We start from the raw sequence: 13,262 nt of genomic DNA, 5'->3' as shown, positions 1-13,262 counted from the left end.
ATCGCGATCGCAGGACACGGACTTAGGGAACGAATGGATCGCGTCGACTTCACACCTCCGGGCGCCGGCACGGCCGAGCGGGCCGACGCGTACGCGGCGGCGCCCCTGCTCAACTGTCTGCTCCGGGAGGTGGCCCGGCCACTCCCGGAACCCGGGGAGCGACGGGTGTACCGGCTGCCGGCGAGCGGCCGGCTGCTGCGGGTGCGCGGCGAGCGGCGGCCCGCCGAGCCCGAGGTGTACGCGGACGGCGACTGGCACCGTGTCGGCCACCCCGAACTCGTGAAACTCGTTGCCGACGAGCTGCGCCGGCACACCGGGGTGTCCAACCACGAACTGCCCGCCGAGATGACGGACAGCCGTGACGCGGTCGCCGCGCTGCTCGCCGCGCGCGAGGCGGCGAAGGCGCCCGACGACCCGTATCTCCGCTCCGAACAGTCCTTGATCACCGGCCATCCCTACCATCCCGCACCCAAGGCCCGCGGCGGCGGCCCCGTCGCGGGCTGGCTGCCCTACGCCCCGGAGGCGTACGCCCGCTTCCCGCTGGTGCTGCTCGGGCTGCGCGAGGACGCCGTGGTCGAGGAGGGCGACACCTCGGCCCTGGACGCGCTCGGCGAGGCCCCGCCCGGCTACCAGCTGCTGCCCGCCCACCCCTGGCAGCTCGACCTCGTCGGTGACGGACTCGCGGAGGCGTTCGCGGACGGCCGGCTGATCCGGCTCGGCACGACCGCGACCGAGGCCTGGCCCACGGCCGCGATCCGCACGGTGTACAGCCCCGCCGACGACCTGTTCCTCAAGTTCAGCCTGGACGTGCGGATCACCAACGACGTGCGCCGGCTCTGGCGCCACGACCTGCTGAAACTCCGGCGCACCGACACGGCCGTCCGGGACGCCTTCGCGGCGATGGGCGGCCCGGCCGGCTGGCTGAGCGACCGCGGCTACCGCACCGCCGCCTTCGCCTTCGAGGAACTCGCCGTCCTCGTCCGCGACGGCCTGCGCGACCACCTGCTGCCCGGCACCACCCCGCTGCTCGCCGCCGCGCTGGTGGAGGGCTTCGAGGGCAACCCGCTCGACGGTACGGCGGACCCGGCGGCCTGGTGGGAGGCGTATCTGCGGCAGGTCGTACCGCCCGCGCTGGGCGCGTTCGCGGACCACGGCGTCGTACTCGAGGCGCATCTGCAGAACACGGTCGTAGCTGTCGACGCGGACGGAACACCCGTACAGGCGCTGTACCGGGACGCGGAGGGCGTGAAACTGCTGCCGGCGGACGTGGACCGGGCCGCCGGGTGGGAGCGGCTGGTGTACTGCCTGGTCGTCAACCACCTCGTCGAGGTCGCCGGAGTCCTCGCCGAGCGCCACCCGGAACTGGACCCCTGGCCCGCCGTCCGCGCCGAACTGGCCCGCCGCGACGACCTTCCCGAGATCGCCGGACTGCTCGCCTCGCCCACCCTGCCGGGCAAGACGAACCTGCTACTGCGCTGGACCGGCGCGAACGGCGCCGACGCGCGCTATCTGCCGGTGGCCAACCCGCTGGCGGAGTGAGCGCGGCGCCCGGCGTCAGCCCCGGACCCGGGACCCGGCGGGCGTCGGTGCCTCCCAGGTCAGGGTGAGGCCCGCGTAGAGATAGCGGCTGGCCTCGACGGCGAGCAGCAGCACCGTGTCGCCGGGCGTGATCCGGCCCGCGGTCCAGCCCGCGTCCAGGGCCAGCGGGACGGCGGCGGAGCCGGTGGCCCCGACGTCGGCCAGGTTCTCCACGACGCACTTCTGCAGCGCCGCGTGATCCTGCGCCGACAGCCCCGCCTCCTCGAACTCCCGGCTGAAGTACTCGGCGTTGCCCTCCGGCAGCACACAGGCGTCGATCTCGCCGAGGGTCAGGCCCGACCGGTCCAGCATGTCCCGCAGCCCGTCGACGAAGACCCGGGGGCCGAAGGCGGCGGTGCCGGGGATGTCCAGGCGGATGTCCATCAGACGCCGGCGCCGCCGCTGTACCGCGGGAGGCGCGTCCGTGCCGCCGCCCACGACCAGCATGCCCGGCTTGCGCGTCCCGCCCAGGCACTGGGTGGCGAAGACGGAGGCGGCCCCGGAGGACTCCGGCGCCTCGTCGCCGGCCCTGAGCACCGCCGCCCCCGCGCCGTCGCCGAAGGTGTAGGCGGTCAGCCGGTCCCGCATACGGACGGACAGCGGGTCGGAGCCCAGATAGATGTCGGCCAGCAGCGGGGAGATGGACTCCGCGCCGATCACCAGGGCGGTGCGGTAGGTGCCGTCCGCCAGCAGGCGGCGCGCGTAGTCCATGGCCTGGACCGCACCCACACAGCCCGCCCGCACCTCGACCACCGCGCAGCGTTCGAGACCGAGCCGCTCCTGCACGAACGTGCCGACCACGGGCAGCGGATGGTCGGGGCTCGCCGTCGAGGTCACCAGCAGCTCCACCTCCGAGGCCGCCATCCCGGCCCGCTCCAGCGCCTGTCGCGCGGCCGCGGTGGCCATCTCGGCGGTGCCGGTGCGGTGTTCGCCGGTCTCCGGATCGACGATCCAGTGCCGGCGCTGCACCTCGATGCCCGCCAGGACGTCCTCGGGCAGCGGGCCGCACAGCCGTTCCAGCGTGGCGTTGTCGATGGGGTCGCCGGGCAGTTCGGCACCGGTGCTGACGACGGACACATGCTTGGGCATGGTTCAGAACTCCGTTCCGGGACGCAGGACGAGGGCGATGTGCGTGCCACCGAGCGACGAGCTGTTGATCAGGACGGGACCGGGGGTGCCGCCGCGCCGCCGGTCCTCGACGGCCAGGGCGACGCTGAGATGGGCGCCCGCCCCGACGGGTTCGCCGAGGACGCGCTTGGGCGCCAGCACCTCGGCCCGCACCCCGAGCCGGTGCAGCGCACGCTCCTCGGGGCGGTCGACGGCGGGGATGCCGGCGGCGTTGGCCCACACCGCGGTGAGCTCCTCGGGTCGGGTGCCGGCATCCGCCAGCGCCTTGCGCATCGCCCGGTACAGCCCGTCGCCGCGCGGATCCCAGCGGCCCGCGCCTGCGGCGTCGTACGCCGTGCCGTGCCCCAGCAGCTCGCCGAGGACCAGGGCACCCCGGGCCCGGGCCGAGGACTCCCGCTCCAGCACCAGCGCGATGCCGCCCTCGGAGAGGCCGTAGCGCCGTCCGGCGGGTCCCCCGGTCAGCGGCAGCCTGCGATACGCCTCGGCCGCGGTGTCGGTCAGATCGTCGACGGCCGGGCACAGCACGGCGTCCGCGGTGCCGGTGCGCAGCATGTCGTGCGCGATGGACAGGGCGGAGGCGCCGGCCGCGTGCGCGGCGGCGGCCGTGGACGTCGGGCCCTTGGCGCCCAGGACCATGGCGATCTGGCCGGCGGCGGCGTTGTACACCGTGTTCGGGAAGATGGCCGGGTTGCCAGCCTCCGCCCCCTCCTCCAGCACGGGCCGCAGGAAGTCCTCGGTGCTGCGCATGGGGCCCAGTCCGCTGCCGAGCACCACGCCGACGCGTTCGTCCGGCGTCAGGCGCGCGTCCTCCAGCGCCCGCCGGCAGGAGACGATGGCCAGCCGGCCGAGCCGGTCCACCCGGCGCCGCTCGCCGGGCGTCATCGCGGAGCCCGGATCGACATCCAGGCGGGCCAGCCGCAGCCCGTTCTCCCGGACGCCCGCGACGGCGCCCGAGCGGAACGCACGCCACAGCTCCTCCGGCGACGCGCCCGACGGCGTGAGCACACCGATGCCGGTGACCACCACCCGCTCCTCCCACGGTGTGGAGGGCAGTGCGGCACGCGCACCGGGCCGGGAGAAAGCGACGGTCGCATTCGCGCCGGCGAAGGCGAAGTTGTTGGACAGCGCCACGTCCATGGCCATCGGCCGGGCGTTTCCCGGCACGGCGTCGAGACCGCAGCGCGGGTCCGGCTCGGTGAACCCGGCGGTGGGCGGGGCGAGTTGTTCCTCCAGGGCGGACACCGTGACGATCGCCTCCACCGCGCCGGCGGCGCCGAGCAGATGGCCGATCATCGACTTCACGCTGCTGAGCGCGACCTTCTCGGCCGCCTCCCCGAGCGCGGCGCGCACGGCGTTGCTCTCGGCGGAGTCGTTCTTCGGGGTGCCGGTGCCGTGCCCGTTGACGTACGGCACCTCCTCCACCGACAGCCCCGAGGTGCGCAGCGCGGCGCGGATGGCACGGGCGGCGCCCTCGCCCCGCGGATGCGGCGCGGTGGCGTGGTGGCCGTCCGCCGACAGGCCGTAGCCGAGCAGTTCGGCCAGGACCGGGGCGCCCGCGGCACGGGCCACGGACTCCTCGGCCAGCACCAGCATGCCGCTGCCCTCACCCAGCGAGAGGCCGTCGCGGTGCCGGGAGTACGGCGCGGCGGGTCGGTCGGAGAGCGACTGCAGACTGGAGAAGCCCGCGAAGGCGGTCTCGGTGAAGGCGTCGGTGCCGCCGACGAGGAAGGCCTGGGCCCGCCCCGCCCGGATCGCCTCCGCCGCGTGCGCCAGGGCGTGGGCACCCGAGGCGCAGGCGGTGTTCACCGAGAGAACGGGACCCTTCAGACCGAACGCGGAGGCCAGGATCTCGGCGATCGTGTGCGGGGAGAGCAGCAGCAACTCCCGCGCGTCCTCGGGGGTGAGCGGTCCGTCGCCGGTCCGCCGCAGCACCCGCTCCGCGCTCCGCGTGCCGCCGTTGCAGCTGCCGATCGCCACGCCCCACTGCTCGGCCGGGAGGTCCGGCAGACCGTGCCCGGACATCGCCTCGCGGGCGGCGGCCAGCGCCAGGTCGACCGCGCGCTCGTGCTCGTGGGCGCCGAGGTCGGCCAGGTAGTCGTAGTCGGCCGGGGGCAGCGGCGTGGTGACCTCGCCGCCGATGGCGGAGCCCACCGTCGGCAGACCGCGGACCCGGTCGATCGCCACCTTGCCGGCCCGGACCCCGTGCCACAGGGTGTCGACACCGGCGCCCTGAGAGGTCACCGCGCCCATGGCGGTGACCACGACACGCTTCGTCTTCCTCATTCGGTCCGTCCTTCCTGGAACCCGCGCAGCGACAGGGCCACGGCCTGGCCTTCCAGCCCTCGGGCGAGAGCGAGTGCCGTACGGGGAGAGGCGTCGCGCGGGGTGCCGCGCACGCAGTCGAGGTCGCAACCCGGCGCCGGTTCCTCGAGGTTGAGGGTCGCGGGAATGGTTCCGTGGTGGAGGGCGAGCGCCGCCACCGCGGTGTTCAGCGCCCCGGCGGCACCCACCAGGTGGCCGGTCTGCGGTTTGACGCTGGTGATGGCCGCCGCCTTGGCGGTGTCGCCCAGGGCGTCCTTCAGGGCGGCGATCTCGCTGGTGTCGCCCTGGACGGTGGCGCAGCCGTGCGCGGCGACGAAGTCGGTGACGGGGTCCCGGCCCGCGTCCTTCAGCGCATGGCCGACGGCCCGGGCGAGCCCACGTCCCCGCGGGTGCGAACTCGGCGGCCGTACGCAGTCGGTGCCCGCGCCGAACCCGTCGATCTCCGCGTAGACGCGGGCGCCACGGGCGAGCGCGTGCTCGCGTTCCTCCAGGACGAGCAGCGCCGCGCCCTCGCCGAAGACCGAGCCGTCGTGCTCCCGGTCGAAGGGGCGGAAGGCGCGTTCCCCCAGCTCGTTGCGGCCGGTGAGCACACCGAGCCCGTCCATCTTCGACATCGTCCACCAGGAGGTGGGCTCGTCGTAGCCGCCCGCGACGGCCACATCCGCCTCGCCCCTGCGGATCGCCCGCATGGCGCGGCCGATGGCGAAGGAGCCCGCGTCCGCGGTCCCGGCGAAGAAGTCGTTGGCCCCGCGGATGCCGTGCCTGCTGGAGATGTGGAACAGCGCGGCCGGCTGCAGCCCCTCGACGTAGAACAGCGGTGCCAGCACCGAGGACGCCGTCCGGCCCAGCCGGTCCAGGTCGACGGTGCCGTCCGGGCCCGCGACGGAGACGAGACCGTCGGCCAGGGCGTCCATGCGGGGCATGTCCTTGCCGCTGCCGAGGAACAGCCCGGCCCGGTAACCGAGTTCCTCCTCGCCGCCGAGCCCGGCGTCGTCGAGCGCCAGGGACGCGCCGGCGACGCCCAGTTGGTCGCCCCGGCAGAGCATCCGCAGCGACCGGCGGTGGATGAAGCGCTCGGGCCGGAAGTCCGCCAGCTGCGCGCCGATGCGGGTGCGCAGCGGGGCCGGGTCGTAGCCGCGCAGCGGGCCGATGCCACTGCGCCCCGCCAGCAGCCCTTCCCAGGTCGCGGCAGCGCCCTCGCCCAGGGCGGTCAGCAGGCCGATACCGGTGACGACCACGCGGCGCTTCACGGCGCCTCCCGGCGGGTGAGGGTGAGCCGCCGCGCGGTGGCGACGGTACGTCCCTCCACGCGGGCCTCGGCCCGCACCTCGGCCGAGTCGGCCGTACGGCCGGTCAGCCGGATCCTGAGCTCCACCTGGTCGCCGGGGCCCACGAAGTGCCGGAACCGCAGGGTGCGTACTGCGCTCAGACGCCAGTCCCGCGAACCGTCCGCGCAGACCAGCGCGGCGAGTTGGGCGAGGTCCTCCAGCAGCAGGACACCCGGCAGGACCGGTCGGCGGGGGAAGTGCGTGGCGAACCACGGATGGGTGCCGGGGATGTTGCGTACGGCCACGGCATGACGGCCGGGCTCGAACTCCAGCATCCGGTCGAAGCCGCGGTCGGACACCGCGGTCGGCGGGGCGGTCGTGAGGTCGGTCATGTGTCCTCCCGGTGCGCTGCGACGATCAGGCCGGTGTTGGTGCCGCCGAAGGCGAAGGCGTTGACGAGCGCGGCCTGCACCCGCCTCTTCCGGGCCCGCCGCGGGACGTAGTCCAGGTCGAGCCGCCGGTCGGGCGTGTCGAGGTTGATCGTGGGCGGCACCACGGACTCCCGTACGGCGCCGATCGCCGCCAGCAGGTTGAGCCCCGCCCCGGCCGCGGTGAGGTGGCCCGCCATGGACTTCGGTGAGCTGATCACCAGACGGTGCGCGTGGTCACCGAACACCTTCTTGATCGCGACGGTCTCCGAGAGGTCGTTGCCCGGGGTGCCGGTGCCGTGCGCCACGACGTAGTCGATCGCGGTGGGGTCCAGTCCGGACTCGGCGATCGCCGCCTCCATGGCCTGGACCGCTCCCGAGCCGTCGGGCGGGGAGTCGGTGATGCGCCAGGCGTTGAGCGTGGAGCCGTAGCCCACGAGCTCCGCCAGCACCCGGGCGCCGCGCGCCAGCGCCGCCTCCCGTTCCTCCAGGACGAAGGCCACTCCGCCCTCTCCGACGACGAAGCCGGAGCGGTCGGCGTCGAAGGGCCGGGAGGCGCGCTCGGGGTCGTCGTTCCACTCGCTGGTCATGGCGCCCAGCAGGCTGAAGCCGAGCAGGTCGCACCAGGAGGTCAGCGAGTCGTGACCGCCGGCCACCATGAGATCGGCGTCCCCGTCCTGGATGCACCGGTATGCCTCCCCGATGGCGTGCCCCGAGCCGGAGCAGGCGGTGCTGGTGCCGATCGCCGGGCCGCGCGCGTCGAGGGCCTGTGCGACGACGCTGAGCGCCAGGTTCTGGTTGTCCGCCAGCACCTGGCGCGGCGGCTGCCGTACGAAGGCGTCCGGACGGCCCGTGCGCTGCCGCAGCACCCCGATGTCGACCAGGGACTGCAGATCCGGCCGTCCCACACTGGCGCCCAGCGCCACCCCGCACGCCTCGGCGGGAAAGGTGCCGGGGCCGGCGTCCGCGTCCCGCAGCGCCTCCAGCGCCGCGGCCACCCCGAACTGGCCGGCCCGGCCGAGGCGGCCGGGTCCAAGCGCGGCCGGGATGGCGGTGCGGGCGTCGAAGTCCCGTACCTGCGCGGCGATGCGCACCGGGAAGGACGAGGCGTCGAAGAGGGTGAACGGGCCCACGCCCGAACGGCCCGCGCACAGGGACCGCCAGGTCGACGGGGCGTCGTTGCCGAGCGGGGTGACGGCTCCGGCGCCGGTGATGACCACGCGTTTCATCTACACCCGCCCCCCGCCCAGCAGAGCCCCGGCCATCCGCGCGGTGTCCGCGGGATCGTCGAGCAGTTCGGCGTCGAGCAGGGCGCACATGATGCCCTCGGCCCGCAGCACGGGCCGGCCGTCGACCGACACGGTGCCGTCGAGGACGGCCGCGTCGTCGTGCCGGCCCACCACGTCGGCGGACATCCGCAGCGTGTCGCCGGGGCGCACCCTGCCGTACTCGGTGACCTGGTCGACACCGAGCAGCGCGGCGCGCCGCCGATGGCCGGTGCTGAGCAGGAACAGCCAGCTCCCGGCCTGGCACAGCGCCTCCAGCGCCAGCCCGAAGGGCAGCTCGGGTCCATCGGGACCGGACCGCCAGGTCGTCTCCGTCACCGAGGTCACCTTGCGGGCCGTGATGTGCCGGTCCGGTTCCCAGGACTCGATGCGGTCGATGAGATGGAATCGCATGGTCTTCTCCTCTCCTCCTCCCGGCTAGGGCCGGCCCATGCCGAGCTGTGCGGCGAGACCGCCGTCGACCCGGACCACCTCGCCGGTGACGTACGACGACTCGGGGCCGGCCAGGAAGGCGACGACCGAGGCGACGTCCTCCGTGGTGGCGAAGGCGCGCATCGGCACCTGCCGGCGGATGCCCCTGCCGCCGTCCTTGGCGAGGACGTCGCCGACGAGTTCGGTGGGCACGATGCCGGCGGCCACGGCGTTCACCCGCACGCCGAAGCGGGCGAGTTCGACCGCCGTGCTCCGGGTGAACGCGTTCAACGCCCCTTTGGAAGCGGCGTAGTTGGACTGGCCCACCCAGCCACTGAGACCCATGACGGAGGAGATGTTGACGATCGCCCCGTCCCGCTGGGCCATGAAGTGCCCGGCCACGGCCGCCGTGCAGTGGTAGGCGCCGCCGAAGTTCACGCGCATGACGTCCAGCCAGGCGTCGCCCGGCACGTCCCAGATCAGCCCGTTGTGGGTGATGCCGGCGTTGTTGACCAGGACGTGCAGACCGCCGAGGGCGTCGATGGCGTCCTCGACGAGCCCGCGGGCGGCGGCCGGGTCACCGACATCGGCGTGCAGCGCGATCGCCCGCCCCCCGGCCCGCTCGATGTCCCGTACGACGGACTCGGCCTCCTCCTTGCGCGAGCGGTAGTTGACGGCCACCGCGGCACCCCGCGCCGCGAGGGCCAGCGCGACCGCGCGGCCGATGCCGCGGGAGGCGCCGGTGACCAGCGCCGCGCGATCATCCAATGACATGTGTTCCACCGTTCTCGGTCTTCTCCGTGCCGGGGTCGGGACCGGGCTCGCAGACGAGCAGCACATGCGCGATGGCCAGGCCGGCGGCGTGCGACAGCGTGACCTGGGCGTGCCGCATGTTCCTGCGCCGGGCGGCCGAGGCGGCCCGGCCGTGCAGCCGCAGCGCGGGCCTGCCACTGGCCTGGTTGACCACCTCGACGTCCGTCCAGTCGGCCATCGCGGGCGCTCCGCCCAGGGCCTTGAACACCGCCTCCTTGGCGGCGAACCGGCCCGCCAGGTGCTCCGAGCTGCGGCTGCGGCGCGAGGCGCAGTAGGAGAGCTCGCGGTCGGTGAACACCTGGCCGGCCACCTCAGGTTGCTCGGTGACCAGCCGGTGCACACGTTCGACGGCGACGAGGTCGGTGCCGACGAGGATCTCAGGCGGCATCTGCGTCGGCCGCCCGGTCGGTGAGCATGTCGAGGAGGTTCTGGACGGTGAACAGCCCGAGCACGCCGTCGGCGGTGAGCGGTTCGGTCAGCCGCCCGCGGTCGAACTGCGGCAGGACCTTCTCCAGGTGCGTCAGGCCGGTGTCGTTGACGACCTCGTTCTCGTCCCCGAACTCCTCGTCGGGGATGCCGCCCTGGAGCAGGTCCCCGATGTCACTGACCGTGATCTTGATCTTGGAGACCCGCTCGATGCGGAACAGGATGTCGAGCAGGTCGATCGACTCGGCCCCCAGGTCGCCCAGCAGGGTGGCGTCCGGCTGGACCTCTTCCGCCTCGATGCCCAGGGCGTCGGCGACCGCGTCCTGGACGACGGGCAGCAGCTCGGTGGTGGCAAGGGTCATGAGTTGTCCTTCTCTCGGTGGGATGACTCGTCGATCAGGGCTGCGATGCGCCGTACGTCGTTGGTGCTGCGGACCGTGGCCCCGGGGACCGTGTGCCGGGCGAACGCGCTGAGCACACGGCCCGGCCCGACCTCCACGAAGTCGGCGAACCCGGCGGACCGGGCGGCGGACAGGACGTCCACCCAGCGCACCGGGGAAGCCAGTTGGCGCCGCAGCAGCTCGCGGGCGTGCTCGCCGGAGCGGACCCACTCCCCGGTCACGGAGCTCAGCACCGGGGTGTGCGGATCGGTGAAGCGGTATCGGCTCAGCTCGGTGCCGAACTCGGCCTCCAGGCCGGCCATCAGCGAGCAGTGGAACGGTGCGCCGACCGGCAGCGGGACGGTGCGCTCCGCGCCGCGGGCGCGGGCCAGTTCACAGGCCGCGGCGACGGCCGGGGCCTCGCCGGAGACGACGGTCTGGCCCCGCTCGTTGTAGTTGGCGACCTCGACCAGGCCGTGCCGGGAGGCGTCCCGGCACGCGGCCTCGACCTGGGCCGCCGCCAGGCCGATGACCGCGGCCATGCCGCCGGCCGTCCGCTCGGAGACGCCGGCCATGAGCCGGCCCCTGACCCGCACGAGGCGTAACGCGTCGAGCGGGTCGAGTACCCCGGCGGCGACCAGCGCGGTGTACTCGCCGAGGCTGTGCCCCGTCACCGCGCCGGGTGCGAAGCGGCCTTCCCGCCGGAGCACCTCGTACACCACGAGGGAGGTGGCGACCAGGGCGGGCTGGGTGATGTCCGTGGCCGCGAGTTCCTCGGCGGTGCCGGTGGTGCAGATCTCGGCCAGCGGCAGACCGAGGGTGCGCCCGGCCCGCTCCAGCAGCGGCACGGCGATGGCGTCGTGGAACCGCACCAGGTCCCGGGCCATACCCGCGCGCTGCGAGCCCTGGCCGGGAAACATGGCGAGCACCGGCCGGGCGGACCGCGGTGCGCACACCGCGGCGGGTGGGGCATTGCTCGGCCCGGAGGGCGGCGCCGTACTCGGCAGACTCATGTGTCCGTCCTTCACGAATTCCCGTTCCGCAGTGGTTTTCTGCGCGTTCCACACGCTGCGCCCGGGTTCTGGGCGGACTGCTTGAATAGGTCTTGACGGACCTGGTTCCGGGTGCGGTCAAGAAGCTTTCAAGGGGATGGCCAACCTCCCTCGGCCACAGTGCGAACTCATACGGATCGCACGCGAGCGCGTTCGCAGGGAGGCACAGGGTGAAGGCCGTCTATTACCGCCGCTTCGGCGGTCCCGAGGTCCTGGAGTTCGACGAATTGCCGGACCCGGCACCGGGGCCGAACGGTGTGCTTGTCCGCACCCGGGCCGCAGGAGTGAACCCGCTGGACTGGAAGGCCAGGGAAGGACTGCTCGCTCCGTTCGCGGACGCGGTCTTCCCCGTCGTCGGCGGCTTCGACGTCGCCGGGACGGTGGAGGCGGTCGGCGCCTCGGTGACGGAGTTCGCGCCCGGGGACGAGGTGATGGGCTACGTGTGGCAGGACCTCCTGCGAACGGGCACCTTCGCGGAACTCGTCGTCGCGCCCGTCCGCACGCTGGCCCGCAAGCCTGCCGACCTGACCTGGGAGGAGGCCGCCGCCCTGCCGCTGGCCGGGCTGGCCGCGTACCAGAGCGTGGTGCACCGGCTCGGGGTACGGGCGGGGGAGACCGTCCTCGTGCACGCCGCCGCCGGCGGGGTCGGACTCCTCGCGGTGCAGCTCGCCCGGTGGCGCGGCGCCCGGGTGATCGGTTCGGCGAGCGAGCACAACCACGACTTCCTGCGGGAGCTCGGCGTACAGCCCGTGGCCTACGGCGGCGCCCTGGCCGAGCGGGTACGGCGGCTCGCTCCCGACGGTGTGGACGCGGTACTGGACGCGGTGGGCCGCCGGGCACTGCGCGCCTCCGCGGAACTGCTGCGTCCCGCGGGCCGGCTGGTGTCGCTGGTGGAGCCGAAGGTGACCGAGCTGGGCGGCTCCTACGTCTTCGCCCGCCCCGACGCCGCGGATCTCGCCGCGCTCGGCCGCCTCACCGAGGAGAAGCAGCTGGCCGTGGAGGTCGCCCGGACGTATCCGCTGGAACAGGCCGCCGAGGCACAGCAACTGCTCCGGGAGGGGCACACCAGGGGCAAGCTCGTGCTGACGGTCGGTGCGTGACGGCGCCGGCGCTCGCCCGCGGTGCCGTCAAGGATCGTTCAAGGAGACGGCCCACAGGCCCCGCCAAGACTTGTCGCCTCCATCCGAAGAAGGGACCAGCATGCCGACCGACGATTCTGCGGCAGAGCGGAACAAGAAGATCATCCGGAGGGTGTTCGACGAGTTCGTCAACAAGGGCGTCTTCTCGGTCGTCGACGAGATCTACCGCGAGGACATGATCGACCACCAGCCGCTCCCTGGCGCGCCCGAGGGCCGGCCGGGCGTCAAATACACCATCGCGGGGCTGCGTGCGGGTTTTCCCGATCTGCACGTCACCATCGAGGACATGAGCGCGCACGCCGACCACGTCGTGATCCACAACACCTGGCGCGGCACCCATCTCGGCGACTTCCTCGGCATGGCGCCGACCGGACGGCCGATGGAGTCGCGCGGTGTCGTGGTGTGGCGACTGGCGGACGGACTGATCGCCGAGCGCTGGGGCATCGGGGTCGAGTCCGACATGCTCGCCCAGCTCGGCATGCGGCGGCTCCACCGCGGTGGCCGCGCCGGGCGCCCGGAGGCGGGGCCCGTCGCGGCGCCCGTGGTGAACATCCTGACCGTCGCACCCGGCAAGGCCGACCGCTGGCGCCAGCTGCAGGCCGAGCTCGCCGGTCCCCGACTGGCCGAATACGAGGCTTCCCGGCGGCGCGCGGGGATCGTACGCGAGTCCTTCTGGCTCCAGCACGGCAGCGCCGAGTGCGTCGTCCACTACGTGGAGGCACGGAATCCGGCCACCGCGGGGCGCCGGCTGCTGGCTTCCGGGACGCCCTTCGACTCCTGGCTGAGCGCGACTGCCCGGGAGATCTACGGCACCGATCCCTGGGCCCTGCTGGCCGAGGGCGGCACGGCGGCGGCCGGCCACGCCTGGACGCTGCCGGTCGAGTTGGTACCGGCCGACGCCAACGGCTGAGGCCCGGTCGTTCCACACCGCGGGGGGGGGGGGGGCGCCGCGGCGGGGGCGCCCCCCGGTGTGCGCGCGCGCCGCCAGAGCGCGGGGGGGTGTTGTTTTGTTTTGTTTTTTTTTTTTATAA

13 protein-coding genes are annotated in these 13,262 nt (G+C 73.8%); 3 read left to right on the top strand and 10 right to left on the bottom strand.

Features of this window, described 5'->3' with window-relative positions; all coding sequences use genetic code 11:
• Positions 1-33: 33 nt before the first annotated feature.
• The gene (locus ACFXC1_RS10465) at positions 34-1,539 is read left to right on the top strand and encodes an IucA/IucC family protein (protein WP_381241319.1); all 1,506 of its coding nucleotides are present in this window, start codon (positions 34-36) and stop codon (positions 1,537-1,539) included.
• Between the two features lie 15 nt (positions 1,540-1,554).
• Here the strand turns inward: ACFXC1_RS10465 and ACFXC1_RS10460 are convergent, their stop codons facing one another.
• The 10 genes from ACFXC1_RS10460 to fabD are packed head-to-tail and all read right to left on the bottom strand — an operon-like array spanning position 1,555 to position 11,053.
• Positions 1,555-2,667, bottom strand: coding sequence for a 3-oxoacyl-ACP synthase III family protein (locus tag ACFXC1_RS10460; RefSeq protein WP_381241318.1), 1,113 nt, complete (start codon positions 2,665-2,667; stop codon positions 1,555-1,557).
• Between the two features lie 3 nt (positions 2,668-2,670).
• A complete protein-coding gene (locus tag ACFXC1_RS10455; protein ID WP_381241317.1) occupies positions 2,671-4,989 on the bottom strand; it encodes a beta-ketoacyl synthase N-terminal-like domain-containing protein in 2,319 nt (772 codons plus the stop codon).
• A complete protein-coding gene (locus ACFXC1_RS10450) occupies positions 4,986-6,278 on the bottom strand; it encodes a beta-ketoacyl-[acyl-carrier-protein] synthase family protein (RefSeq protein ID WP_381241316.1) in 1,293 nt (430 codons plus the stop codon). The genes ACFXC1_RS10455 and ACFXC1_RS10450 overlap by 4 nt, the downstream gene beginning before the upstream one ends.
• Positions 6,275-6,688, bottom strand: a complete 414-nt coding sequence (locus tag ACFXC1_RS10445) for a 3-hydroxyacyl-ACP dehydratase FabZ family protein (RefSeq protein WP_381241314.1) — start codon at positions 6,686-6,688, stop codon at positions 6,275-6,277. The genes ACFXC1_RS10450 and ACFXC1_RS10445 overlap by 4 nt, the downstream gene beginning before the upstream one ends.
• A complete protein-coding gene (locus tag ACFXC1_RS10440) occupies positions 6,685-7,953 on the bottom strand; it encodes a beta-ketoacyl-[acyl-carrier-protein] synthase family protein (RefSeq protein WP_381241312.1) in 1,269 nt (422 codons plus the stop codon). Before ACFXC1_RS10440 ends, ACFXC1_RS10445 begins: the two co-directional genes overlap by 4 nt.
• Positions 7,954-8,403, bottom strand: coding sequence for a hotdog family protein (locus ACFXC1_RS10435; RefSeq protein WP_381241310.1), 450 nt, complete (start codon positions 8,401-8,403; stop codon positions 7,954-7,956).
• A gap of 24 nt (positions 8,404-8,427) precedes the next feature.
• Positions 8,428-9,195 (bottom strand): SDR family NAD(P)-dependent oxidoreductase, encoded by a 768-nt coding sequence (locus ACFXC1_RS10430; RefSeq protein WP_381241308.1) that lies wholly within the window; start codon positions 9,193-9,195, stop codon positions 8,428-8,430.
• Entirely contained in the window at positions 9,182-9,622 is a 441-nt protein-coding gene (acpS, locus tag ACFXC1_RS10425; protein WP_381241306.1) for a holo-ACP synthase, read from the bottom strand. Before acpS ends, ACFXC1_RS10430 begins: the two co-directional genes overlap by 14 nt.
• Positions 9,612-10,022 (bottom strand): acyl carrier protein, encoded by a 411-nt coding sequence (locus ACFXC1_RS10420; protein ID WP_381241304.1) that lies wholly within the window; start codon positions 10,020-10,022, stop codon positions 9,612-9,614. Before ACFXC1_RS10420 ends, acpS begins: the two co-directional genes overlap by 11 nt.
• On the bottom strand, positions 10,019-11,053 hold the full coding sequence (fabD, locus tag ACFXC1_RS10415; protein ID WP_381241303.1) for an ACP S-malonyltransferase: 1,035 nt from the start codon (positions 11,051-11,053) through the stop codon (positions 10,019-10,021). Before fabD ends, ACFXC1_RS10420 begins: the two co-directional genes overlap by 4 nt.
• Before the next feature lie 209 nt (positions 11,054-11,262).
• Between fabD and ACFXC1_RS10410 the strand changes: the two genes are divergently transcribed.
• Positions 11,263-12,192 (top strand): NADP-dependent oxidoreductase, encoded by a 930-nt coding sequence (locus tag ACFXC1_RS10410; RefSeq protein ID WP_381241302.1) that lies wholly within the window; start codon positions 11,263-11,265, stop codon positions 12,190-12,192.
• Positions 12,193-12,292: 100 nt separating this feature from the next.
• A complete protein-coding gene (locus tag ACFXC1_RS10405; RefSeq protein WP_381241301.1) occupies positions 12,293-13,141 on the top strand; it encodes an ester cyclase in 849 nt (282 codons plus the stop codon).
• Positions 13,142-13,262 lie beyond the last annotated feature (121 nt).

The organism is Streptomyces hokutonensis, assembly GCF_042751305.1.
Lineage (GTDB): Bacteria > Actinomycetota > Actinomycetes > Streptomycetales > Streptomycetaceae > Streptomyces > Streptomyces hokutonensis_A.
The sequence above is the reverse complement of the archived record's forward strand: the minus strand, read 5'-3'. Positions and strand labels throughout refer to the sequence as shown.